Genomic DNA, 23,892 nt, shown 5'->3' on the forward strand with positions numbered 1-23,892 from the left:
CTTTAGCTTTATTGTACTCTTCTTTGATTTTAGCCTCTAGTTCATCTATTTTTTGCTTGTTAGCTTCAAATTGTTCTGCATTTTGAGCTAATATAGATTCTCGTTCTTTCCAAGCTTTTTCTTTAGCTGAATTTAGTAACTGTAATTCTCTTTCCTGCTGACGTTTTTTCTCTTCATATTCATCCTGTTCCATTTTTCGTAATTTTTGGATTTCATATTGATAGTTAGCTGCTTCTTGTTCTCTTTGCTTATTGATTAACTCGGCTTCTTCTTCTATTCTTGTGGTAAATTCTTCAGATTCTTTTTCCCAAATATTTCTTGTTTTTTCTTGTTCTTTTTCTAAGCTTTCTTTTTGTTGATTACTTTCTTCTTGTAATCGTCTCGATTTCTCTTCATATTCCTGTCTTAAAATATAAAAAGCATCAGCCACTAATCTCACTTGACGTAGTTTTTGTAGTTGTTCTTGTTTAACTGTAATGGCTTTTTTGAGTTCATCTAATTTAGTGGATTCTGTTGTTAAATTTTGGGATAAATCTTGTATAATTTGTCCAAAGTCTAATTGTAGGGAAGCCATACTATTAACAATATTGTTAACGGTGTATTCACCAGCTTTCTCTAATAATTGCTTATTTTTTTCCTTTTCTAATTCCTCTTCTTTAGTGATAACACTCGATTCTTGTTGATGATATTTGTCTAAGAATTGCGTAAAATTAGACAAAATTTGCTTTTTTGTCCCTGTTAAGGTTTCTTGTGCCATAATTGTAATTTTCCTGGTATTAAATGCTGAAAAAATAGGAAACCTCTTCGGTGAGGTTGTTTCGACTCTTGAGAATGGTTTGATGAGTTGATTTTTTAGTCAACACTCTTATGGTAAACTAATATTGATTTTTTAGTCAAGTGTGATTAAGAAAAAAGTTACCCAGGAGAAACCGTGAGTCAAAGTTTTGGTCAAGTGATACGTCAAAGGCGTAAAAACAAGGGATATAGTCAAAGAGAGTTAGCCGAAAAGCTAGAGATAGATTTTACTTACTTATCCAAGTTAGAAAACGATAGGGCTAAATATTCCCCAAAAGAGGACATTATTAGAGATTTAGCAGCCTATCTAGACTTAGATGCAGACGAGTTAATTTTTTTAGCAGGGAAACTCCCCGAAGACAATGAAGACTTTTTGCGAGAACACTATAAAAGTATGCCCACTTTGTTTAGAAGAATGAAAGAAAATCCCAAATTTGCAGAAAAAATATTTAATCAAGCGATACAAGAAGATGGGAAGGGGTAAACCATGCAAATATTTAAACCATTTCGTTTTATTCCCAAAAAAAGCATTGAAAAGCAAGCAGATAGCATTTTGCAGGAGATGAAAAAGACATCTAACTATGACTTAAAATTTCCCATAGATGCCAGTCGAGTCGCGGAATTTTTGGGGTTAGACGTAGTTTGGGATAGTATTCCCAATGATGAAAAAGGCATAATTGCTGCGAGAATTCTACCCTTAGAAAAACTCATTGAAATTAACGAATTAATTCCAGAATTAAGGGGAGGGTTTGGAGAATCTACTATTGCTCATGAAATCGGACATTGGGTATTACATATTGATCAAAATAGGGTGGAAAACTGTTTATTAACTGATACAAATAAGATTCAAGTTGACCCCTTATTGTGTCGTAATGAAGTGAATTTGAACGGTATTGAATGGCAAGCACAATATTTTGCTAGTTGCTTATTAATGCCTCAGTTTAAATTAAAAGAAGTATGTCAAAATCGCAACTTACAACAGTGGAGAGAACTATATAATCTTACTGAAGAATTGGGGGTAACTATTTCTAATTTAGTTCATCGATTAAAAGATTTAGGATGGATTGATTTAAAAGAAAATTCTCGTCAAATTGAATTAAAAAAATAGTTGATTAAACTGTTGAATTAACTGAGGCTAATTCTCCCTTATTAATTCGCCAACTACGATCAGCAATGGACAATAATTCATCAGGATCATGAGAGACAATTAATAAAGTCCAATGTTGCTTTAATTTAGATAAAAGTTTAGCTAATTGTAACCGCATCGACCAATCTAAACCGGCTGTTGGTTCATCTAGTAATAATAAATTAGGTTGACGAATCAACTGAACTGCTAAAGCTAAACGTCTTTGTTGTCCGCCACTTAGTCTATGAGGAGAAGTATTAAGGGGAATATCTTGTAAACCAACTTCTGCTAACGCATTTCTAATATTTTCAGTTGTAATTTCTGGATGGCCTAAGCGTAATTCCTCTAAAATATTACTGCCACAAAAATGCCGTTCAGGAAACTGGAAAACTAAGCCACAGAGTTGTTGTAATTCTAAAAAGGTTAATTCTTGATCTCGCCAAAAAATGCGTCCTTTTGTTTGTTGGGCTAACCCTGCTAAAATTTCTAATAACGTTGTTTTCCCCGAACCACTTGGACCGACAACCAGTCCTAATTCTTGTGACCCTAATTCTAAATTAGTTGTTTTCAAAATCGGCTCAACAGTGGCAGGCGGATGATACATAATATCTTTGAGATACAGCATAATTTAATAATTGATTACCAATATTTTTTATGTTAAAAGACTTTATTTTTAGAAGTAAAATTAAAATTACTCTCAGACAAGATAGGTTTAATTCTATTGTTCCTAAACCCGTGCATTTGTAATTAATTACTCGATGATCATTTCAAAACGATAATTGGCTTTCTCATTACGTCTAGCAGCACTACCCATCATGTAAACTTGGATTTTGTATTCACCAGTCTCAGGTAAAGTTCTTTCATATTAGTTTTCACTCATAAAACTATTAAACATGGCGATCGCATCTTCATGAGGGGCTAAAATGTTGAAGTAAGTAGGCGTATGATTTGTAACCATACTAACATTCATAGGGTGTAAAAGTTAGCGTTTTTCTGACTTCTGACTTCATTACTCAACCCACTGACGTAATAGATTAGCATGGGTTTTCGCTAATAAATCAAATTCTACAGATTTACCTTCTTTTGCAAAAATAGAACGGCGTACCGTGTCAATATCAAACAAAATTTCTCTTTTAGCCGTATCTCGGATTAAACTGTGAACCCATCCGACAACCACTAATCTTGTTCCTGTCTTGACGGTTTCTACCCGATGCAGAAAGGTGGAAGGATACAACATAATCGATCCTGCATTTAACTTATAGGAAAGATCACCCTCCGGTTGTTCAATGATTAATTCTCCCCCCTCATAACTCTCAGGAGAACTCAGGAATAAGGTAAAGGAAACATCAGAGCGAAAAAATTGCTTACCCCCCATCACAGCATTATCTGTATGACTTCCGTAGTGCATATTGGGTTCATAGCGACTGAACCGTAATGAGTGAATATGTTTAGGATTAATAGCCAGTTTAAATAATAAGTTCCGTTGTAAGGCATTAACAACCAGTTCTTCTAACGGTTTAATATCGGGGGAAGTGCTATCGAGTTGGCGATTCTGTTTAACTAATTTAGCGTGCCATCCTGCGGTGGTTTGGCCATCAACAAAGTTACCTTGGGAAAGAGTATCCGTCAATTGGGTTAGTTCTTCGGCGGTTAGAATGTTGTCAATGGTCAAAATCATCTTTAATATTGAGTTATGGGTGGATGTCTTTCCATTATCCCAAGTTATGAGTTATATATAAGATAAATTTATTGGCAATTTTTTGGAGTCTTTTTTAAAATAGAGGCTTTAAGTTAAGATCCGATTAATTGAGGAAACCATTAATGAATTCTAAAGCTGTTCAACTATTAGTGACCCTTGGTTTAGTAACCTCTCTTGGTGCTTGTGGCGGTGGTGGTACTGATACACCTGACCCTACTGATGCTCCTGCTGGAGACGCTACCGAGGAAACTACCCCAACTGAACCTGAAGCTACCGAAGAAGGGACTGAAGGGACTGAAGGTGGTGAAGGTGGTGAAGGATAATCCTAATTACCTTTTGACCCCTAGCTAACTAAAAGCTGTTGGTTGACTTCTGAAAAACATCAGGGCTACCAACAGCTTTTTAAGCTTCAAAATTGAGAGAAAAAAAGGATTATTTATTATTTACCTTAACTTGAATCGCACTGAGAATAGGCGTTCTAAATTTCAGTAAAATGATTAAACTTAGGATATGAATTAACCAATGGGAAATGACCAGTCCCCAGATAACACAAGCTAAAGCACTGGCACCCGCTAAGACTCCGAAAATATCATTTCCTGTTCGTTGATACCAAAGTACACTCCCGATGGAAGTGATTAAGAATAAGAGTGGGAAAATTGGGAGTATCATAGCGGGTACCTTTTAATGGTTGGGCTGGATTAGATTATTACTTAAGAAATGATTCGTAACGTCTCATTCCCCAATATGTGTGTGTCTTGTTTATAAGGATAACATTACTTTTCTAAAAATCTAGGTAATTTATATTATCTATGGGTGATCTTGTAAAAAATCTTTGCATAACTTCAAGCTTGACCAAACTTATCCCTAAAATAAAGCTCTTTTTATAAATAAATGTTGAGGTATTCCTATAGTTTTAGGGGTTTATTACTAGCATTAAAACTCAATTTTACTGAAGAACTCAGCTAACCAGTTTTTGAGGTGAAGGGTGGCTAAACAATCATCTTCATTATAACGCAAAATAGAAGCTAGACAATTGCGATCCCCAGTGGTTAACCATTGGTCATACCAGCAAACACATTGATCCCCACTGATTCCAGCATCTCGCCAATGAAACCCTAACCAGTTGGCCAAGGACTTGAGAGAGTAGTTTTCAACTGGGAAAATTACGGAGGTAGTTACACAGTGATGAAGGTCAACTAAACGGGACAGTAAAGGTTTAATTTGGGAGTCAGGGGTTTGGTATAAGTTTCCTAACCGTTGAATGGTATCTTTTTCGTAGTCTGAAAAGTGAAAAATAGGCGCTTGATCATAACGATTGACTAACTCTAGAAATTGTTGCCAAATGATACCTTCTTCTTGAGGAGTTTCTGCTAACAAAGGATAAAATGTCTGGGTTTGGTTCAAACGATTAACCACCACAACCCCTAATAAATAATCTAAATTTCGTTCGGGTTCGGCTTCAATATCAAAATAGAGTTCAACGGTTTGATTAGAAAGTGCGTCCGATGGATTATATTGAGATTGAGGATGGTGAATAGGTCGATTATGAACTAGCGATCGCGCTTGTTGTTGCAGTTTTTCAGCTAGATTTTTACCGATTTGTTCTTCTATGGTGTTTAAGTTAGTTTTCGCTAAAGACTCAGTAGTATGGACTCCAATTTCTTGTAAAGACTGATAACGACTCGGTGTCACCCCTGGAACTAAAGAGAGATGTTGCTGAGACTGAGCGATCTTATAGCAATAGCCGTGCCAGCGACAAAGATTACACCGTTGCCTAGAAATAAAGACTTCTGGTTCTTGGACTGCTCCAAGCATTGTTACACATTCGTCTAAAACTAGCTGTAACTTTGGTAACCATTGAATAATATCAACGGAGGAATGTTTCAAGGGACGGACAATTAATTCTGGAGTAGGAGGAGTCGTTTGTTGAATAATGGCCAACAATTGAGCATAAAATGTCCCTAATAGCTTATATTCTGGTTTAGCTTTGCGTCCCAGATGAATACTGACAGGATAATAAGACCAATTCCCAAATTTAGATTCACCGGGTTGTTTAATTAATAAATGAGGTTTCCCTAGATATTCATAACCCAGAGGAAAAATGCTTAAAGACTCTTCTGAGCAATAATTTGATTGTGAGGTATCATCAACCATTAATATTCCTTTATAGATACAATCAACTCCTTGCTGCATAAGTTTTTCTGTTGCCTCAGCTTTTTCTCTCCAACTAAGTCCAGAGACATGAGATTGTTGATAATGAGGGTAGAAAGTATTTAAGACTAAGGCAGTGTGGCGTTTATTTTCTTGTCGCAACTTCTGCAAAAAGTCTCTTTCTGGATCTTGTTGCGTAGGGTCACCATACATATTGAGAAAAGCACGGCGTGAACATCGTTTATAATCCAGTAGGAGAGAATCAGTAATTAGCATTTTTGTCAACAAGGTTCCTATCTCTATTATTATCAGGGTTTAGGTAAATAAGGTAACTTTAGTTCGGAGTTCTTCTTTCAGGAATTGGGGAGTTTGCTGACATTCATGCTAATTTAATAATTTTGTTATTAAAAGTAGCCGATTTTTTTGATTAAAATGGACAAAATAAAATTAGATTTAGTAGAAGTTCTAGAAGGAACATTTATAATGGGAGCTAACATGGATACTGATGTTGAAGCTGAAACAGATGAAGAACCAGAAAGGAAAATATGGTTATCAACTTATAAAATTCAACGAACTCCAATTACTATAGATTTATGGATACAGTTTCTTCAATCAACTACTTACCATTGGAGTTTTCCTAAAGAAATAGAACAAGAGACTGACGGGAAGCTATATCCAATTACTTATGTAACTTGGTTTGATGCTTATGAATTTACCAAATGGCTCTCAGAAGTAACAGGAGATAAGTATGCACTACCAACAGAAGCACAATGGGAAAAAGCGTGTCGTGGAGAATGTGGACAGCTTTATCCTTGGGGAAATGAAGAACCAGAAGACTGGTATGAATTTCCTCCAGTTTCTACAACACTCTTACCAGTAGGTGTGCGCCTAGATAGGCAAAGTCCCTATGGTTGTTTGGATATGTGGCAGAATATAGCTGAATGGTGTTTGGATTGGTATGATGAGGAAATGTATAGTTACGGCGAAACATACGGTTACAACGACCCAACTAAAACAATAAACCCAACAGGCCCTGAAATAGGAGAGTATAAAATTTGGCGAGGAGGGATAGACCTATACCAGTCGAGTGGATGGCCCAGATGTAGTCATAGAGGGTTTCAGAAGCCTTCTTTTTGTCATGATAGACTAGGTTTTAGAATGGTACTTAATCTTTAGTTTTTGAAGTAAAATATATCTAATGATAATGCTACTTTTCCAGTAAGCGATCTACTTTTTCTTGTAACATTAAAGAGACTAAAGACTTAAACAAAAACAAACTAAATAGTCCTGCAAAACCAAAACAAATGAAAGCAAACTTAATATAAATTGTTGTCATTAAAATAGAAGCAGATAATAAAACAAATCCTGTCAAACAAGCATAGATTAAACTTTTTATTCCTAAATTAATTCGTTTTAATGATCTTTCACTTTCTAGAGAGCGGATTCTAAATTGTAACTCTCCTCTATCTATTCTTTCCTCTAAACCTCTCAGAAATATTTCAGAGGTGTTAGTTTGGCTAAAAGTATCTTTAATGACACCTTTTGCCTGTTTGACAATGGCTGTAACTAAGCTACCTCGACCACCACTTAAGGCTAAATTTTTAACAAAAGGTTGACTCGCTGCTAATAAATTATATTGCGGATCTAATGCTCTGGCAATACCATCTAAAGTGGTCAAAGATTTGAGGATAAATGTCATTTGTGGAGGTAAGCGAAATGGCTGACTTTTGAACATTAAATAAACTTCATCACTAATTTGTTCAAAGGCGCGAACATCAACCGGTTTATCACGAAAATTCTCCAATAAAAAAGCAACAATTCTTTTCACTGGAGTCATATCATTTAAGGGTTCAATTAATCCCATATAAACTAAGTTATTGACAACTTTATCTGTATCTTTTTTTAAAACAGCAAAAAAGACCTCAATCATCTGATCCTTAGCAAAGGTTTTGACTTCGGCCATAGTGCCAAAATCATAAAAAATAAGTTCTCCCCGTTGACCAACTGCCATATTACCAGGGTGAGGATCTGATTGAAAAAAACCATCAATTAATAATTGTTTTAAATAAGAACAAATTCCTAATTGAATAATACGATCTAAATTAACATTATTCGCTTCTAATGCTGCTCGATCATCTACTTTAATTCCTGGTAAATATTCTAAAGTCAAAATTTTCTTGGTACTATATTTCCAGTAAATTTTAGGAACTTTAATCTGAGAATAACCTCTGAAATTATCACGAAATCTTTCTGCATTTTTTCCTTCATGGATATAGTCAACTTCTTGAAATAAGAGTTCAAAAAATTCTTCATAAATTGCTTCTAGATTATACTTTTTAAAAGAGTTAAAAAAACGAGTTAAAATACGAATTAAACGGTGAACAACCTCAAAATCTAAATTAAAAATTTTTTCTAACCCAGGTCGTTGTACTTTGACAACAACTTCTTTTCCTGAATATAATTTTGCCCGATGAACTTGTCCTAAACTTGCTGAGGCTAAAGGTTCTATTTCAAAACTGTCAAATAAATCATAAACCGGTTGACCTAACTCCCTTTCAATCATTGCGATCGCTTCCTCGGTACTAAAAGGAGGAACATTATCTTGAAGTTGACTTAATTCTTGAATATACTCTAAGGGAATTAAATCAGCACGAGTGGATAAAGATTGACCAATTTTGATAAAGGTTGGTCCTAGTTGGAGTAAATTTTTAACTAACCATCTTGCTCTTTTTTGTCGTTGTTTTGAGCTATTATTTTTTAATAGTTTATCCCATAATAGAAAGAGTAAGAATTGAAACGTAAATAAGGACACTTCCCATTGACGGCCAAGGGCCGAATATCGAGAATGTTGCCAGCGCAGTGACTTAGAGGAACCGCGTTTAGTTAGCATACAACGTTTAAATTACGATGAGGATAATGATTGAGGAAGAACCAATCTAAATACAATTTTACAATGTTTAGGGTTTTCTGTGGGAAGACAATGAATGGTAATTTTTCCCTGAAGGAGTTCCACTAAATCTTTAACAATATTCAATCCTACTCCGATACCAGGAATTCCACTATCGATAACAATTTGTTCTCGATAAAAAGGTTCAAAAAATTCATTAGTATTGTCTTTACAACCATACTCACTGAGATTAGATAAAGTAATAATAATTGGTGAATTATTAGTTTTATTTTCTTTGTTTACTTCTAAGGTAACATGAGAGTTCGGAACGGAAAATTTACCAGCATTTATTAATAGTTCTTCTATAATCCTTGTAAGATGTTGACTATCAGTCTTAATCGATTGTTGAGGTTGAAGACTAAAGTTGATGCTTAGTGTAAGAGAATTTTTAGCATCTTCTTGCCATTTATTTTGGTAAGTATCAGTGATACTTATAATCAGTTCTTTTAAATTTATAGAAACTAAATTACAACTAGAATTTTGAGATTTTAAATGTTTTAATTGTAAAATTTTTTCATTTATATTATTCAGCTTACTCCAAGCTTCTTCTAACATTGCCAATCGTTTGTTCAAGTCTTCTGGAGATAATTCTTTACTTCGTAAAACAGTGATCACCATTTTAATAATAGCTAGAGGATTACGGGTTTGATCACTCATAATAGTAATCATATTGTAAATAACTTTTCTATTCCACTCTAACTGTTTATCTAATTGTTTTTTTGTGCTTTGCCACCAAAATTTTAGAATAGGATTTTCTTCTATGGGTTTAGGAGTATTACTCTGAAAAAGAGGAGACTCTTTATTAATATTTTTTTCATTAATAATTGTATTTATTTGACTTAAGTAACAAGCCATTCCTACAATAGAAGAAACTTCTTGTAATGTTTTTTTCTCTTTCTGACTCCATTGATAAGGTTCTTGTTTACCTAAAATGATAATACCATTAGTTTGTTCTTTAAAGCTTGTACTTATTCCTAGCAAAGCTTTAACTTCGATCTCTTGAAAAAAAGGTAATAATTTTTGATATTTTTTGTGGTTTAAGTTACTAACAGAATTTATTTTTGATTCATATTTTAAATTAATCATCCAAAAGCTTTGCATCAAATTAGATACTGTTTTAAAAGAAATAACTGAATTGTGATTAATAGAGTTTTCTAATGTATAAAAATATTTTAAATTATTGAAGTCAGAAATAATTAAGCAGAAATCTACTAAAAAAAAGTTAGTAATAATCTGAGTCAAATTTTCAAGATTTTTATCATAATCCAATGTGTTTAAGATTTCTTGAAGTAGAGATTTCTCAAGATCATTATCTTTAGAATGATATGACATTTTACTAAGAACATTTTACTAATAAAAAGTTGAATTATCTGAAGGAAATTGACGATAACTGATTTCAGAGCTAATCCTATGATTAATCAATTTCATTTTAGTGACTGGTTTCAATTTCTATCATAACCAAGAAAAAACAGAATTAACTCGAAACTTTAGAAGTTACCAACATATACTTATCATCAACAATAATGCCCTATTCTTCAACAGTAGATCTACATAAAGAAATGCAAAGAAATATAACAACTATTACAGAAATAGTTTATAGTCCCAAATCCACCGCAATACGATGGCTACAAGCAAACCCAGAAAAAGCCACAGCATTGAGTCCTTGACCCGGAAAGGTACTATCTCCAACACAGTATAACCCAGGGATAACCGTACGATTAAAAGGCATTCCTAGCAACCCTGGTAATTTACGACTGGGAATCGGTCCGTAAGTCCCTTGATCTCGGCCTAAAAAGCGTCGGTGTGTACGAGGGGTTCCCACTTCTTGATAGTCTAACCCTTCAATTAATCCAGGAAAAACCTTTTCTAACCGTTCAACTAAATGACTAGCAGCTTCTTCTTTTTTATGTTGATACTCTTGGTCAGAAAATCCTTGCCATTCTTTCATATAACTCGGAGTAAAAGTATGAATTATGTGATGATCTTTAGGTGCTAAACTCGGATCAAGGAGAGTAGGAATTGAGACAAAAATAGTTCCTTGTTCATCTTCCATTGCTTCCCATTTTTCCAGTAAAATATGATGACATTCCGTTCCTGTGGGTAAAACTTCAGATTTAACCCCTAAATGAAGGCTGAGAAAACTAGGGGATTTTTCATACCGTTGTTGCCATTTGATCTCTTTTTTCGGCATTCTACTGCTAGGTAATAATTTTTCAAAAGTATCCCAGCGAGTTGCATTAGAAACAATACGTTTTGCTCGATATTCTTTTCCATTGGCTAATCTAACCCCTATCGCTCTATCTTTTTCCATTAAAATATTAGTAACACGAGATTTATATTCAATTTTTCCGCCAAATTTTTCTAATCCTTCTACTAATTTTTCAGCAATAGTTCCTACTCCTCCTTTAGGATAATTTATTCCTCCATAATGCCGATCTGAAAATACCATACCAGCATTGATCATGGGGGTTTTATCGGCAGGAACCACTGACCAACAATAACATTCCATATCAATGAACTTTAAAAGTTCAGGATCACTGATATAACGACGAGCAATATCTCCTACATTTTGGGGTAAATATTTCACTAATCCTAAACAAGCAAAAGGATGCTGAAAAAAAACTCTCATCAAGTATCTGGGTTCTTCTAAGGAAAGCAATTCCATTGCATTAAGACAATTGAAAACTTGCCAACATTCATCATAAAAACGGCGAATTCCTACCTTTTCGTGGGGAAACTTAGCCGTTAATTTGTCAATAAATTTATCATAATTTTTGTGTACTTTTAGGTCTAAATTGTTGGGTAAATGGTAATGTATTTGAACAAGATCAGGAATGGTTTCTAAGCTGACATTAACCGCATCTAAAGCACGAGTTAACAAGTTAGTAGTCCCTTCTGTTCCGAAGCCAAAAATCATGGACGCACCGACATCAAAACGATAACCTTCCCGTTCAAAATAACCGGCACTTCCCCCAGGAATTAAATATTTTTCTAACACTAATACTTTGGCCCCTTTTGCAGCGAGTTGGGTGGCCGTCACTAATCCTCCCATTCCTGAACCAATAATAATAACATCGTAATCATTTGTTGCGATCGCCGTTGATTTCCCAGTCATGTTTGATTATAATTCCTTAACTTTTCTAGTTTATCTTTTCAAGGTTACCAGTAGGAAGTAAGTAAATAATCCCAGAAACTAAGGTTAACACGACAGACAACCAAAACACAGTAATCGAAACGGTTTCCCAGGGTTGGGGAAGGGGTGCAATTAAAAGTGCGATCGCGATTATTTGGGTGACTGTTTTCAATTTTCCCCACATATTTGCTCCTTGAATGGCAGTATTTCCCGTGAGGTTGGGGTTAATACGCCATCCTGCGATCGCTATTTCTCGGCCTAGAATTAAAAAGACAGACCAAGCTGGAACTTGTTGCAAAGAAATTAAACTTAAAAGGGGTGCAAGGACTAATAATTTATCTACCAAAGGGTCAAGAAATTTCCCTAATTCGGTAACTTGATTTAACTTTCTCGCTAAATAACCATCTACCCAGTCTGTAGACGCTGCAATGAGGAAAATAACGACACATATCCAACGATGGGAAGGGGTAGGAGTGTTGAGGAAATAAAATAAAAAAGGCAGTCCTATTAAACGGGAAACCGTGATCCAAGTGGGTAAATTCATGGTTAAAAACGTAGATTTATTTTCACTACTTAAATAACACTACCAAAATCTATAACATCACCCAAATGACTTGTAAAAGTTCCTCAACTCCAGTTTTAGTAACAGCAGAAATAGCAAAAGTGGGAGACTCACTTAACTGTTGTAATTCCTTGCTTATCAAGTCTAGGGTATCTTGATCGCAAGCATCAACTTTATTGAGAGCAATAATTTGTGGACGATCGCTTAATCCTCGTCCATAAGCGTTTAATTCCTGTTGGATCACCTCGTAGTCCGCGATGGGATCAGCAGAGGTGACATCTACCAGATGCAATAGGAGACGGGTGCGCTCAATGTGTCGTAAAAATTCATGGCCCAATCCAATTCCTTCATGGGCCCCTGCGATCAATCCAGGAATATCAGCAAATACGGTTCCGTCCCCAGTGGGTTTTCGTACCACTCCCAGGTTAGGCACTAAAGTAGTAAAGGGATAATCAGCTATTTTAGGACGAGCAGCGGATAACGAAGCAATGAGCGTTGATTTTCCAGCATTAGGTAAGCCAATAATCCCCACTTCTGCTAATAACTTCAATTCTAATCTGAGGTTACGGTGTTCCCCTTCTAACCCTGGTAAAGCGTATTCTGGGGCCCGATTTTGGTTGCTTAAAAAGTGTTTATTTCCTAACCCCCCTTTTCCCCCTTGTGCAACACATAGGGTTTGACCGTTTTCTACTAAATCCCCTAATATTTCTTCTGTTTCTAAGTCATATATCACAGTACCGCAGGGAACCTCAATAATAATATCTTTACCCATGGCCCCAGTGCAGTTATTAGGGCCTCCTCGTTTACCGTCATCTGCTTTGAAACGACGAGCATAACGGAAGTCTAATAAGGTTTGTAGGTTTTCTTCTGCTTTTAAGATAACTGATCCCCCTTTCCCCCCATTTCCTCCTGCTGGACCTCCTGCTGGAACATATTTTTCTCGTCGGAAGGCCACAATACCATCCCCTCCCTTTCCCCCTTCAACCTCGATTTCCGCGCGATCAATAAACTGCATTCTATTTCTTCTAACTCATGTAATCCTTATTTGATTGTAGTCTCTCTTTGCATTGCTGTTTTCCTTTGGCTATTTTATACAACAGTAGGGGTTAACAACTGTTAACCCCTACGATAAATCATGCTGATTCTAGTTAATTAACTTGGTTCGAGTATGATAGAGAGTTGATGACCATTGTAGTTGCTATTTCCGTCCTGATTAGCAACATCAGATAGTCTATCTACGATGTTGTCTAATTTTTCGCGGCCAAGCTTCATAAATGCTCGTTCTCTACCTCTAAATCTCATAGAGAACTTAACTTTTGAGCCATTCTCAAGAAATTTTCTTGCTTGTCTAAGTTTTGTATTTAAGTCACCTGTATCGGTGCAGTATCTTAGCTTAACTTCTTTTAGAGTGTTTTCTGTACGGTTTTTCTTAGCTAAAGACTCTTTTTTCTGTAGTTCGTACTTAAACTTACCGTAATCAATGATTTTGCACACTGGGGGTGAAGCGTTAGGAGCAACTTCCACTAAGTCTAAGCCAACCTCTTGCGCTATGTCTATCGCTTCTGCTACGGGTTTGATGCCTATTTGATCCCCATTTTCAGCAACAACTCTAACTTCTTCTGCTCGAATTCGATTATTAACTCGATGTTTATTAGATTGATTGAAAGGTTTAAAGGGTTTATTTCTTCTTCTGGGTCGTCCCAAACTACTTGATTCCTCCTAAATTTAACAACAATTTTTAGGTTTGATTGACTGTATCATATCATGTACTACAAATTATTGCAAGTCTGTCTTGATTTAATGCGGGGTTCGATATAATTAAATCTAGTGATGAACCCAAAGAGAAAATAAAAACGATCATTTTAGTCTATGATCACTTTTTCTGAGAGATTTGTTAATGTATGTCCGATTTTTGAGAATTATGAAATATATTCCTTTTGTTATTTGTTTATTATCCACTCCTTTTATGTTGATAGGTTGCACGGAAACAACTAATAATTTATATCGCTTGGAATTAGATAGAGAATGTGTTGGTTGCAACTTAGAAGGCGTTAATTTACCTAGAGAAAATTTCGGTCTTAAATATCGTATTCCTCGTAGTAGTTCACCGTTATCTGTTACACCTTTCGGGATTGATGAAGCAACACCAGTTAATCTTACTAGGGCAAATTTATCTAATGCTAATTTATATCAATCTGATTTATCTAGTATTATTTTAGAAAATGCTAATTTAACTCGAGCTAATCTTAGTGAAACCGATTTAGAAGAAGCTAATTTAATCAATGCAAATTTGCAAGAAGCTAATTTAGAAAATGCTAATCTTAAAGGAGCCAATTTAGAAAATGCTAATCTTGAAGGAGCTACTTTAATAGGAGTAGATTTAGAAGAAACTCATTTAAAAGGAATTAAAACTGATAAAAATACAGTTTGGGAATAATTAGCTTGTTTGTTGTTTAACCCACTGACGGAATTTTTTTAAGGTTACTGTTTCTCCTTGTTTTAAACTTTGTTGAATAAAAGGTAAAAGATCAGCTATTTTCAACCAAGGAAACGTTAAACTATAGTCAGATTCAACATAATTGTAATTATTTAAGATACAAACAATTAATTGATTACCATCATATCGCCAAATTTCAGGAACACCTAAAGCAGCATAAATAGGTAACTTATTAAGAGAACTATTACTCATATCAATTTCTAATACTAAATCAGGCGGTGGATCAATATCTAATCTGATATCTTGTTTATGTCTTACTAAAGGTTCATTATTTAAGTAATAACAAGAATCAGGTTCAACTCCTTTTTAAATTATTTCTTTTTTTAAGGTTAATGACCCCATTGTTTTGATATTCAAATCGAGTTCTAAAGCAATTACTAAAATTAAATTATCAATAAAACGATTACTATATTCATGTTGTCCAAACGGAGTCATAATTTCAACAATTTCTTGATCATAAGCTAAACGAATTACTCTTTTGTCTCCTAATTCTTTGAGAAGTTGATTAAAAGTTTCCCAAGTAATATTATTTAAAATAACTCGATTTTCTGTCACATTTTTCTGAATTATTGGCATGATTTATGTCTCAATTCATACTTAAAATATAACTAATTATTCGGTGGACAACTTTAAAGTTTTCTCTTGTCTTTATGATATTTACATTTTTGTTATTTTAACATTAATTGATATTAAAATATACTAAAAATAGTTATAAGTTTTCACTGATTTAGAGATTAGATTTAATCAAATTGAAGCTAGGGAGATTTGTTTCAATGTTTTTATTAAATATCAATCCAATTCGGATGTCTTATGGTCTTAATTGGGGTGTTGCTTTTAGTTTGTTTTTGTTGACAACTGCTGGTTGTAGTTCCTTAAGAACAAGATTATCACGAACGGCTTCTGATTGGCGAAATCGAACTGCCGAAATTTCCTGTTATTCTGGAGGTAAACTCATCTATTCAGGTAAAACTGATGGAAAAGTATTCTCAGAATCTAATTCTGATGGCTATACTTTCATTTCAGCAGAGGATAAAAAACTAAAAGAAGTATCTGGGGACTGTGTAATAAAGTATGACTGAATCTTGTCCTCATCAATTGTAACTATTCTTTATAAAATTCTTTCTGATACCTTTTTTAGTCCCTGGACTCAGGAAAAATGACCCTTTTTTGTTACATCACTTAATTTTTAGGGACTTTTAACTATAACGCTATTGCAATAGTAAATCCCTGTAAACTTTATATAATAATACTTCTAGCGATTTTGCTCTAAAAATGAGCGATCGCTTACACCACCATTTTTTTATATTGTTCCTAATTATATAAATGCGCAACACAAAAAATAATAAAATTACTTTTTAAAGCTTAAAAATTGTTTTTATCGCTTTTATAGTATTTTTACTTTTATATTTAAAATTTTACTTTAAATTACTACCTAGTTTATCTTTAACACCTCTTGGAATTGTTGGCGACTTGTTTCATAATGCGATTAATGAGATTGACAGACTTGCTGTCGTCACAACGCAGTAATAACAAGCTTTATATTTGATCACACAGGAGATTAAACCCTTGACTTTAACACTCGCAGTTTACGGAAAAGGTGGTATCGGCAAATCAACCACCAGTTGCAATATTTCCACCGCATTAGCAAAACGGGGTAAAAAGGTACTACAGATTGGTTGTGATCCCAAGCATGATAGTACATTCACTCTAACTGGGTTTCTCATTCCTACCATCATCGACACCCTACAAGAGAAAGACTTTCACTATGAAGATATTTGGCCCGAAGACGTTATCTACAAAGGGTATGCAGGGGTTGACTGTGTAGAAGCAGGGGGACCTCCTGCTGGTGCCGGTTGCGGTGGTTATGTGGTAGGAGAAACCGTTAAACTCCTCAAAGAACTCAATGCGTTTGATGAGTACGATGTCATCCTATTTGACGTATTAGGGGACGTTGTATGTGGTGGGTTTGCTGCACCTTTAAACTACGCAGACTACTGTTTAATTGTCACGGACAATGGTTTTGATGCGTTGTTTGCTGCCAACCGCATCGCTGCTTCCGTAAGAGAGAAAGCGCGAACCCATCCTTTGCGTTTAGCCGGGTTAATTGGTAATCGTACCTCTAAGCGTGATTTAATTGATAAATATGTAGAAGCGGTTCCCATGCCAGTATTAGAAATTCTACCGTTAATTGAGGATATTCGGGTATCACGAGTTAAAGGTAAAACCTTGTTTGAGATGACAGAAAATGACCCATCTCTTGACTATGTTTGCAATTACTATTTAAACATTGCTGACCAATTATTAGCAATGCCAGAAGGTGTGGTTCCTAATGATGCTCAAGACAGAGAATTATTCACTTTATTATCTGATTTCTATCTTAATCCTCAAGCACCTAAACAAACAGAAGAAGATGAATTAGACCTTATGATGGTTTAAAAAGTAGGTTGGGTTAGCGATAGCGTAACCCAACAAAATAAGCTCAATTTTGTTCGTTGGTGTTGGGTTTCTTTCCTCAACCCAACCTACGGGTTAGAATTTTATCTAACAAGGGAACACTAAATATAGTAACTTTTGTGATTAGGATAAAATTCATGATGACGTTTGAACAAATTAAGGCAACTTTATCTGATAAATGGTTAAATTACTATCAAGTTAATCGGTGTTGGATTAAGCCTTTAATGGACTCTAGAAATTTGTGGAAACCAATTCCTAATAATGGTGGAAAAAGACCTTGCGCTGACATCATTCTAGGTGCTATTACTGCTTTAGAACCAGAGTTGGCTTATTGGATACCACCGTTTTGTGAAATTGAACCTAATCAAGATAAATTTGTTAAGGTTTTAGGATTAGATTTTGATCCAGAAACTGAACTAAACAACCGTGAAGAAGAAAAAGCCAAAAATCCACAATTTAATTCATCAGACACGGACGAACTTGAAAGCATTAGAAAACAATTACAAACAGGATAATTTTAAAGTATGAAAGGAGGTAAATGAATGACATTAAATTTGATTAACAAGGGAATACTAAAAATAGTAACTCTTGTTAATTAAGGAGACTTCTGATGAGTGAGTTTGAAAAATTAAAGGTAACTCTTAATGATAAATGGTTAGACTATTATGAGGGAAATCGTTCTTGGCTGAAAAAAGAACTCCCAACCAATAGTAATGGATACATGGACTCTAGCATATTAGCTTACATTATCTTAGGAGTAATAGCAGCAATAGAACCAAAAGTAAAAGAGTTTTTAGAGCCTTTTTCTGAACTTAATCAAGACCCTCAAGACTTACTTAGAGTTTTAGAAGTAGATTATCTGGATCTAGATCGAAAACTAAAAGAAAGATCAGAAAAACGAGCCAAAAATCCACAACTAAACTCATCAGATACTGACGAAATTGAACGAATTAGACAACAATTAAGTAAAGGAGAACTCTAAATTATGACACTGGCACAAGAATCTACATCCTTACAATTTGAATGCGAAACCGGCAATTATCACACCTTTTGTCCCATTAGTTGTGTTGCTTGGTTATATCAAAAAATAGAAGATAGTTTCTTCTTGGTCATCGGGACAAAAACCTGTGGTTACTTTCTACAAAATGCAATGGGAGTGATGATTTTTGCTGAACCCCGTTATGCAATGGCAGAATTAGAAGAAGGAGACATTTCTGCACAATTAAAAGATTACGAAGAACTAAAAAGATTGTGCTTACAAATAAAACGCGATCGCAATCCTAGTGTAATTGTTTGGATTGGTACTTGTACCACTGAAATTATTAAAATGGACTTAGAAGGATTAGCTCCTAAATTAGAGTCTGAAATCGGTATTCCTATCGTTACAGCAAGAGCAAATGGCTTAGATTATGCCTTTACTCAAGGAGAAGATACTGTTTTAGCTGCAATGGCTCATAAATGTCCTAAAAGTGTCAAAGAAGAGGAAGAAAAAGAAGAAAGAAATGCTATTCATAAGTTATTAAACTTCGGTAGAAAGAAAGAAGATATTAGTCAAGAAGAATCCGAATATAAAGAACATCCTCCCTTAGTTTTATTTGGTTCGTTACCTGACCCAGTTGTAACAAATTTAACCCTAGAATTGAAGAAACAAGGGGTAAAAATTTCGGGATGGTTGCCTTCAAAACGATATACAGAATTACCAGTAATTGACGAAGGTTATTATGTTAGTGGAGTTAACCCATTCTTATCACGAACTGCTACGACTTTAATGCGTCGTCGTAAGTGTAAATTAATCGGCGCACCTTTCCCCATTGGTCCCGATGGTACTCGCGCTTGGATAGAAAAAATATGCTCTGTTTTCAATATTGAACCCCAAGGGTTAGAAGAAAGAGAAGCAAAAATTTGGGAGAGTTTAGAAGAGTATATTAAACTCATTCGTGGTAAGTCTGTTTTCTTCATGGGTGATAATTTATTAGAGATTTCTTTAGCTCGTTTCCTCATTCGTTGTGGCATGACTTGCCCTGAAATTGGTATTCCTTATATGGATAAAAGATACCAAAAAGCGGAATTAGATTTCCTCGAAAAAACCTGTAATGAAATGGGTGTACCTGTTCCTAGAATTGTCGAAAAACCTGATAATTATAATCAAATTCAACGTATTTATGAGTTAAAACCTGACCTCGTTATTACAGGAATGGCCCATGCAAACCCCTTAGAAGCAAGGGGAATCAATACGAAATGGTCTGTCGAATTTACCTTTGCACAAATTCATGGGTTTACCAACGCCAGAGACATCTTAGAGTTAGCAACTCGTCCCTTACGTCGTAATAATAACCTCAAAGAATTAGGGTGGGAGAAATTAGTTAAAGAAGAGGCGAAAATCTAAAATCATCTAGACAACAGGGGATAAAACCTGGTTTTTTCCAGGGCATGAGTGGAGGAGACAATGTCTCCTTTTTTTTAATCTTGTTTCAAGGATAAAAAAACCTAAAACAATGAATCTTCATTCCAACAGACAAAAAAGACTGATTGTCAAGAGGCGTTACTAAAATACTACATTAAATATTCTTATACGTTATTTTGACGTAATTTGCTCTTGACGTTGTTAGAATCTTCTACATAATAGTTCGTAGGTAGAAACTACCTAGGGAAAAAGCTCTAAGTAGTTTCTACTCAGAACAAGCACTTATTAATTGGAGATTATAATGACAATTCACTTAAACAGTCTAGGTATAATAGCATCTGCTTCCATTGCAGCTTTATCTTTGGTCATTGGTCCTACAGCACAAGCTCAAACCTTTATAGGAAATTTTAATGGAACTATCAAAGATGCAACGACAATCACCTTCGGCGGTATGGATTATACTGCAGTTCAGACAGAAAATGTATTATTCGATAATTTCAACTTTGACGGAACGTTTTTTGGTGATGATCTTGAGATCGGTTTTTCTTCTCTAATTAACCAATACTTCTTCGATTTTAATCCCGTCCCTAGTCCTGACGCAATAAATGGCTCATTCTCTTATGATATAACTGGCGATCAAACTGTTCTTCCCAATGGTAATGTTGTAACAACTCTTTTTAACTTTGCAGCACTTGACAGTGACGTTCAAGGCCCCGGAGTATACCAAGTTACGAAAAATGTTATTACAAGCGAAGGTCAAGTCATTAACTTAACTTCTACAAATGGTTCCACAGATGACTCTGCTGTCATCCCATTGGCACGAACCCTTAGGATCACGGATAGTCTTTCCAGTAACGGTGATGTAATTTTTAGTTTAACCAATAGTTATACCACAGTGGAAGAATTCACACCTGCTGGAGTTCCTGAACCTGGAACCATGATTGGTTTGTTAGTTATAGGTGCTGCTGGTTTAGCCACTCGCCGTAAGGTGTCTTAGTTATGAGTTATCTATTTGTTCCCTACTTCTCTAATTATTATTCATCAAACTCTTTTGGGATCTGATGGGGTTTTTGTTTTGTTTTTTGTCATACAGCAATACTCTATAATAGAATGTCATATAGCATTACGTGCTAGGGAACAGCCTCCGTCACTGCATTTCAGCAGTTGGGAATGTCCTAACCATAAGACGTAGTGCTATATGAATCTTTAATATTTTGAATTAAATCATATCTTTTTTTCATACACATTCAAATCAAAATTATCTAACTCCCACGTTCCTACTAATCTTTGAGAACTTTCTAAATTATAACCATTATCTAATATAGTTTTAACCTCTCCTTTTTGTTCTTCGGTACTGGGTTTTCCCCAAACCGGACGTTGACTATCTAACCATAAAATTCGTTGATACTGTTCAGTATTTTCACTTAAATTTTCAGCCAAAATAGGAGATAAATTATTAGATTTTTGTGCTAGTAAACTAATAGGCGAAGTAGTAGGAAGATAATAAGCTAATCTTAATACATGACCCCAAGCTTGAGAATTCATGATAATTAAAGTAGGTGTGTTGGGTTGTTGATTAATGATATCTGCTACCGTATGAAACATCTGACGAGAACGTAGACTAAAATCAGCGATATTAATTCCTAAATATAATAATAATAATCCTAAAATAGCGAAATTTTTAAACTTTATACCTGCTTTTTCTATCCAAATAACTAATAATAATAAACAACCAGGTAAAATAAAAATGACAGAACGTCCAAACCCAAAGGCTAAGGTGAATTTTCCTGTAATAATATCTATCATTAACATTAAGAATAAAGGAAATAGACCCAATAATAAAGCAATATTTAATAATTCAATTTGATTATTTTTATATAAACTATAACTACAATAAAGTAAACCAATAAAAACTAAAAATCCTAAAATCGTTATTATAAAATTTGGCAAAATACTTGACCAATCACCCAATAATAAATGAATTCCTAAAACATCAAGAAATTCTTGTAAATGTTTAATCATTGCAGCTAAAAAGCCATCTTTACTAGAAAATCGACCTAAATCAGCATTTCTTAATTGTTGTCTAGTTCCCCACCAAAGCCAAGGAATTGTAATAATAATACTACTGATTAAATAAAGTGCATACTGCCACCATCTTTGTCGATCTAAATATAAAACTAAAGTAGCAAATACTAAGAAAAATACAACAAAGTAATAAAAGGTCATAAATCCCGATGCTGCTGAGAAAATCAATAATATTATCCAGAAAATCTTAAATAGTTTAGAATTACTTTTATTGATTTCTGAAGTATTTAAGCTAATTAATTCTACCAAAGACCAACTACTTAGTAAAACCCAAAATACTAATGAACCATACATCCTTACGTTTAAAGAATGAAAAAGATAATAAGGATTTAAACCCAATAAAGCAGCGAATAATAAACCACCTTGAAATCCTAATAGTTTTTTGCCTAAACCATAAGCACAGCCTAAAGAACCCAGACTAAATAAAACAATAATACTGCGTACTGCTACTTCAGAATTCCCCCATAATCTTAACCAAAAATGTTGCTCTAAAAAGAAAAGAAAAGGATGAGGTTCGGCCATTAACCCTTTAAGAAAGCTCTCAAAAGTAACAAGAATATTAGAAAAACTATTTTCAACAGGAAGACTTAATAAACGGGTATAATTATCTAAAGTAACAGGAATATCTTGAGGGGTTTGATATCGCAGTTTTTGTCCAGTCGAAAGGAGTAAAGATAAGACCTCATCATACCAAAATTCCCGACTGCTTAAATTCATAATTCTGAAAATGACAGCACAAGCGATCGCAGCTAAAAGAATTATATTAATGGTTTTTGTTGAAATTTTCATCAATTAATTGACCTGTTAAAAATAATCGAATATTTGATATAATAATTTAACAATACTTATTTATATTTTAATTTTTCTTCTCCTATGGTTGATCAAATAAAAACAATAAAAACTATTTTAGAAGACGTAGAAAATGATAGAGAACTATCGGAAAGCGATGCAGTTACACTCCTCTATCAAACTGATGAAAACATAATTAATCAAATTCGTCAAACTGCCGATAAACTCCGTCAAAAACAAGTAGGAAACACTGTCACTTATATTATTAACCGTAATATAAACTTTACCAACATTTGTGAGCAACATTGTAACTTTTGCGCCTTTCGACGAGATGCAGAAGATGAGGGAGCATTTTGGCTAAATATAGAACAAATTATCGAAAAAGCAACGGATGCGGTAAAAAAAGGGGCGACAGAAATTTGTATGCAGGGAGGTTTAAACCCCGAAGCTAAAATACAAGGTAGTTCTCTCCAATACTATCAACAATTAATTATTAATCTAAAAAAAGTATTTCCTAACCTCCATTTACACGCTTTTTCCCCACAAGAAATCCAATTTATTGCTAGGGAAGACAACTTAAATTATACTGAGGTAATAATGGCTTTAAAAAAAGCTGGTTTAGGGTCAATACCAGGGACAGCAGCAGAAGTATTAGATGATCAAGTTAGGCGAATTATTTGTCCTGAAAAAATCAACACTCAAACTTGGTTAGAGATTATTGGCTTAGCTCATTCCCTAGGATTATATACTACCAGTACCCTGTTATCTGGACATATAGAAACCCCCGAACAACAGATACAACATTTAACTCATTTAAGAAACTTACAAAAAACAGCGATTCAAAAAAATTATCCAGCTAGAATAACAGAATTTATTATCTTACCTTTCGTGGGAAAGGATGCTCCTTTAGCCTTACGAAACCGTGTCAAACGAGATCAACCCAGTCTAAAAAATACCTTATTACTAACCGCAGTATCCCGACTTTTCTTAGGAAAATGGATACCTAACCATCAACCCAGTTGGGTAAAATTAGGCTTGAACGGTGCAACTGAAGCCTTGCAATGGGGTTGTAACGATATCGGCGGAACTCTTATGGAAGAACATATTACCACTATGGCAGGAGCAATGGGGGGAACTTGTATGGAAGTCGAAACCCTACAACAAGCGATCGCTTCTTTAAACCGTCCCTATCAACAACGAAGCACCTTGTATGACAGTCTCCTAACTTCTAAGTCCTAATACCGAATTCA

At 34.6% G+C, this 23,892-nt stretch carries 24 protein-coding genes and 1 pseudogene; 12 read left to right on the forward strand and 13 right to left on the reverse strand.

The window, feature by feature from the left end; genetic code table 11:
• Positions 1 to 757 (reverse strand): hypothetical protein (locus CY0110_RS19495; protein ID WP_008277252.1); only part of this gene is annotated, 757 nt, incomplete at its 3' end.
• Positions 758 to 931: 174 nt separating this feature from the next.
• Here CY0110_RS19495 and CY0110_RS19500 point away from each other — a divergent pair.
• Positions 932 to 1,279 carry a helix-turn-helix domain-containing protein gene (locus CY0110_RS19500; RefSeq protein WP_008277253.1) on the forward strand — a complete coding sequence of 116 codons (348 nt, stop codon included), beginning with the start codon at positions 932 to 934 and terminating at the stop codon, positions 1,277 to 1,279.
• 3 nt (positions 1,280 to 1,282) lie between these two features.
• Positions 1,283 to 1,903, forward strand: coding sequence for an ImmA/IrrE family metallo-endopeptidase (locus tag CY0110_RS19505; protein WP_008277254.1), 621 nt, complete (start codon positions 1,283 to 1,285; stop codon positions 1,901 to 1,903).
• 4 nt (positions 1,904 to 1,907) lie between these two features.
• Here the strand turns inward: CY0110_RS19505 and CY0110_RS19510 are convergent, their stop codons facing one another.
• Positions 1,908 to 2,546, reverse strand: a complete 639-nt coding sequence (locus CY0110_RS19510) for an ABC transporter ATP-binding protein (RefSeq protein ID WP_035800083.1) — start codon at positions 2,544 to 2,546, stop codon at positions 1,908 to 1,910.
• Positions 2,547 to 2,930: 384 nt separating this feature from the next.
• Entirely contained in the window at positions 2,931 to 3,599 is a 669-nt protein-coding gene (locus CY0110_RS19515; RefSeq protein ID WP_008277256.1) for a Fe2+-dependent dioxygenase, read from the reverse strand.
• 143 nt (positions 3,600 to 3,742) lie between these two features.
• On the opposite strand from CY0110_RS19515, the gene CY0110_RS19520 reads away from it, so the two are divergent.
• On the forward strand, positions 3,743 to 3,943 hold the full coding sequence (locus CY0110_RS19520; RefSeq protein ID WP_008277257.1) for a hypothetical protein: 201 nt from the start codon (positions 3,743 to 3,745) through the stop codon (positions 3,941 to 3,943).
• 109 nt (positions 3,944 to 4,052) lie between these two features.
• On the opposite strand, the gene CY0110_RS19525 is transcribed toward CY0110_RS19520, so the two are convergent.
• On the reverse strand, positions 4,053 to 4,289 hold the full coding sequence (locus tag CY0110_RS19525; protein ID WP_008277258.1) for a hypothetical protein: 237 nt from the start codon (positions 4,287 to 4,289) through the stop codon (positions 4,053 to 4,055).
• 264 nt (positions 4,290 to 4,553) lie between these two features.
• Positions 4,554 to 6,047, reverse strand: a complete 1,494-nt coding sequence (locus CY0110_RS19530; RefSeq protein ID WP_035800086.1) for a TM0106 family RecB-like putative nuclease — start codon at positions 6,045 to 6,047, stop codon at positions 4,554 to 4,556.
• A 156-nt stretch (positions 6,048 to 6,203) separates the two neighbouring features.
• Between CY0110_RS19530 and CY0110_RS28055 the strand changes: the two genes are divergently transcribed.
• Positions 6,204 to 6,947 carry a formylglycine-generating enzyme family protein gene (locus tag CY0110_RS28055; RefSeq protein ID WP_008277260.1) on the forward strand — a complete coding sequence of 248 codons (744 nt, stop codon included), beginning with the start codon at positions 6,204 to 6,206 and terminating at the stop codon, positions 6,945 to 6,947.
• A 31-nt stretch (positions 6,948 to 6,978) separates the two neighbouring features.
• Here CY0110_RS28055 and CY0110_RS19540 read toward each other — a convergent pair whose 3' ends face one another.
• The 6 genes from CY0110_RS19540 to infC form a co-directional block, all read right to left on the reverse strand.
• Positions 6,979 to 8,661, reverse strand: a complete 1,683-nt coding sequence (locus CY0110_RS19540) for an ABC1 kinase family protein (RefSeq protein WP_008277261.1) — start codon at positions 8,659 to 8,661, stop codon at positions 6,979 to 6,981.
• Between the two features lie 12 nt (positions 8,662 to 8,673).
• Positions 8,674 to 10,050, reverse strand: a complete 1,377-nt coding sequence (locus CY0110_RS19545; protein ID WP_008277262.1) for a sensor histidine kinase — start codon at positions 10,048 to 10,050, stop codon at positions 8,674 to 8,676.
• Between the two features lie 262 nt (positions 10,051 to 10,312).
• Entirely contained in the window at positions 10,313 to 11,833 is a 1,521-nt protein-coding gene (gene crtH, locus CY0110_RS19550) for a carotenoid isomerase (protein WP_008277263.1), read from the reverse strand.
• Positions 11,834 to 11,858: 25 nt separating this feature from the next.
• Positions 11,859 to 12,395 carry a CDP-diacylglycerol--glycerol-3-phosphate 3-phosphatidyltransferase gene (pgsA, locus tag CY0110_RS19555; protein WP_008277264.1) on the reverse strand — a complete coding sequence of 179 codons (537 nt, stop codon included), beginning with the start codon at positions 12,393 to 12,395 and terminating at the stop codon, positions 11,859 to 11,861.
• Positions 12,396 to 12,444: 49 nt separating this feature from the next.
• Complete coding sequence (gene obgE, locus CY0110_RS19560) at positions 12,445 to 13,428, reverse strand: GTPase ObgE (protein ID WP_008277265.1); 984 nt, start codon at positions 13,426 to 13,428, stop codon at positions 12,445 to 12,447.
• A 137-nt stretch (positions 13,429 to 13,565) separates the two neighbouring features.
• Positions 13,566 to 14,117 (reverse strand): translation initiation factor IF-3, encoded by a 552-nt coding sequence (infC, locus tag CY0110_RS19565; RefSeq protein WP_008277266.1) that lies wholly within the window; start codon positions 14,115 to 14,117, stop codon positions 13,566 to 13,568.
• Positions 14,118 to 14,334: 217 nt separating this feature from the next.
• Between infC and CY0110_RS19570 the strand changes: the two genes are divergently transcribed.
• Complete coding sequence (locus CY0110_RS19570) at positions 14,335 to 14,850, forward strand: pentapeptide repeat-containing protein (protein WP_008277267.1); 516 nt, start codon at positions 14,335 to 14,337, stop codon at positions 14,848 to 14,850.
• Here CY0110_RS19570 and CY0110_RS19575 read toward each other — a convergent pair.
• Positions 14,851 to 15,486, reverse strand: a pseudogene (locus CY0110_RS19575) (Uma2 family endonuclease).
• A 227-nt stretch (positions 15,487 to 15,713) separates the two neighbouring features.
• Here CY0110_RS19575 and CY0110_RS19580 point away from each other — a divergent pair.
• The 6 genes from CY0110_RS19580 (at position 15,714) to CY0110_RS19605 (ending at position 20,765) form a co-directional block, all read left to right on the forward strand.
• A complete protein-coding gene (locus CY0110_RS19580) occupies positions 15,714 to 15,989 on the forward strand; it encodes a hypothetical protein (protein WP_232285756.1) in 276 nt (91 codons plus the stop codon).
• A 487-nt stretch (positions 15,990 to 16,476) separates the two neighbouring features.
• Positions 16,477 to 17,346: a ferredoxin:protochlorophyllide reductase (ATP-dependent) iron-sulfur ATP-binding protein gene (gene bchL / locus CY0110_RS19585; protein ID WP_008277271.1), complete on the forward strand. Its 870-nt coding sequence runs from the start codon at positions 16,477 to 16,479 to the stop codon at positions 17,344 to 17,346.
• Between the two features lie 155 nt (positions 17,347 to 17,501).
• Entirely contained in the window at positions 17,502 to 17,879 is a 378-nt protein-coding gene (locus CY0110_RS19590) for a DUF5331 domain-containing protein (RefSeq protein ID WP_008277273.1), read from the forward strand.
• Positions 17,880 to 17,974: 95 nt separating this feature from the next.
• Positions 17,975 to 18,346 carry a DUF5331 domain-containing protein gene (locus CY0110_RS19595; RefSeq protein ID WP_008277274.1) on the forward strand — a complete coding sequence of 124 codons (372 nt, stop codon included), beginning with the start codon at positions 17,975 to 17,977 and terminating at the stop codon, positions 18,344 to 18,346.
• 3 nt (positions 18,347 to 18,349) lie between these two features.
• Positions 18,350 to 19,750 (forward strand): ferredoxin:protochlorophyllide reductase (ATP-dependent) subunit N, encoded by a 1,401-nt coding sequence (locus CY0110_RS19600; RefSeq protein ID WP_008277275.1) that lies wholly within the window; start codon positions 18,350 to 18,352, stop codon positions 19,748 to 19,750.
• A 319-nt stretch (positions 19,751 to 20,069) separates the two neighbouring features.
• On the forward strand, positions 20,070 to 20,765 hold the full coding sequence (locus tag CY0110_RS19605) for a PEP-CTERM sorting domain-containing protein (RefSeq protein ID WP_008277276.1): 696 nt from the start codon (positions 20,070 to 20,072) through the stop codon (positions 20,763 to 20,765).
• Between the two features lie 227 nt (positions 20,766 to 20,992).
• Here CY0110_RS19605 and CY0110_RS19610 read toward each other — a convergent pair whose 3' ends face one another.
• Complete coding sequence (locus CY0110_RS19610; RefSeq protein ID WP_008277277.1) at positions 20,993 to 22,642, reverse strand: glycosyltransferase family 39 protein; 1,650 nt, start codon at positions 22,640 to 22,642, stop codon at positions 20,993 to 20,995.
• Between the two features lie 84 nt (positions 22,643 to 22,726).
• Between CY0110_RS19610 and cofH the strand changes: the two genes are divergently transcribed.
• Positions 22,727 to 23,881, forward strand: a complete 1,155-nt coding sequence (gene cofH / locus CY0110_RS19615) for a 7,8-didemethyl-8-hydroxy-5-deazariboflavin synthase subunit CofH (RefSeq protein ID WP_008277278.1) — start codon at positions 22,727 to 22,729, stop codon at positions 23,879 to 23,881.
• The last annotated feature ends 11 nt before the right edge of the window (positions 23,882 to 23,892 follow it).

Origin of the sequence: Crocosphaera chwakensis CCY0110 (assembly GCF_000169335.1) — a bacterium.
Lineage (GTDB): Bacteria > Cyanobacteriota > Cyanobacteriia > Cyanobacteriales > Microcystaceae > Crocosphaera > Crocosphaera chwakensis.

Coding starts and splice junctions, on each gene's coding strand:
- CY0110_RS28055 (WP_008277260.1), top strand. CDS start 6,204: ATGGACAAAATAAAATTAGATTTAGTAGAAGTTCTAGAAGGAACATTT.
- CY0110_RS19510 (WP_035800083.1), bottom strand. CDS start 2,546: ATGCTGTATCTCAAAGATATTATGTATCATCCGCCTGCCACTGTTGAG.
- pgsA (WP_008277264.1), bottom strand. CDS start 12,395: ATGAATTTACCCACTTGGATCACGGTTTCCCGTTTAATAGGACTGCCT.
- CY0110_RS19540 (WP_008277261.1), bottom strand. CDS start 8,661: ATGCTAACTAAACGCGGTTCCTCTAAGTCACTGCGCTGGCAACATTCT.
- CY0110_RS19600 (WP_008277275.1), top strand. CDS start 18,350: ATGACACTGGCACAAGAATCTACATCCTTACAATTTGAATGCGAAACC.
- CY0110_RS19595 (WP_008277274.1), top strand. CDS start 17,975: ATGAGTGAGTTTGAAAAATTAAAGGTAACTCTTAATGATAAATGGTTA.
- CY0110_RS19580 (WP_232285756.1), top strand. CDS start 15,714: ATGTCTTATGGTCTTAATTGGGGTGTTGCTTTTAGTTTGTTTTTGTTG.
- CY0110_RS19605 (WP_008277276.1), top strand. CDS start 20,070: ATGACAATTCACTTAAACAGTCTAGGTATAATAGCATCTGCTTCCATT.
- obgE (WP_008277265.1), bottom strand. CDS start 13,428: ATGCAGTTTATTGATCGCGCGGAAATCGAGGTTGAAGGGGGAAAGGGA.
- CY0110_RS19545 (WP_008277262.1), bottom strand. CDS start 10,050: ATGTCATATCATTCTAAAGATAATGATCTTGAGAAATCTCTACTTCAA.
- CY0110_RS19570 (WP_008277267.1), top strand. CDS start 14,335: ATGAAATATATTCCTTTTGTTATTTGTTTATTATCCACTCCTTTTATG.
- cofH (WP_008277278.1), top strand. CDS start 22,727: ATGGTTGATCAAATAAAAACAATAAAAACTATTTTAGAAGACGTAGAA.
- CY0110_RS19525 (WP_008277258.1), bottom strand. CDS start 4,289: ATGATACTCCCAATTTTCCCACTCTTATTCTTAATCACTTCCATCGGG.
- CY0110_RS19520 (WP_008277257.1), top strand. CDS start 3,743: ATGAATTCTAAAGCTGTTCAACTATTAGTGACCCTTGGTTTAGTAACC.
- crtH (WP_008277263.1), bottom strand. CDS start 11,833: ATGACTGGGAAATCAACGGCGATCGCAACAAATGATTACGATGTTATT.
- CY0110_RS19515 (WP_008277256.1), bottom strand. CDS start 3,599: ATGATTTTGACCATTGACAACATTCTAACCGCCGAAGAACTAACCCAA.
- CY0110_RS19610 (WP_008277277.1), bottom strand. CDS start 22,642: ATGAAAATTTCAACAAAAACCATTAATATAATTCTTTTAGCTGCGATC.
- CY0110_RS19505 (WP_008277254.1), top strand. CDS start 1,283: ATGCAAATATTTAAACCATTTCGTTTTATTCCCAAAAAAAGCATTGAA.
- CY0110_RS19590 (WP_008277273.1), top strand. CDS start 17,502: ATGATGACGTTTGAACAAATTAAGGCAACTTTATCTGATAAATGGTTA.
- CY0110_RS19530 (WP_035800086.1), bottom strand. CDS start 6,047: ATGCTAATTACTGATTCTCTCCTACTGGATTATAAACGATGTTCACGC.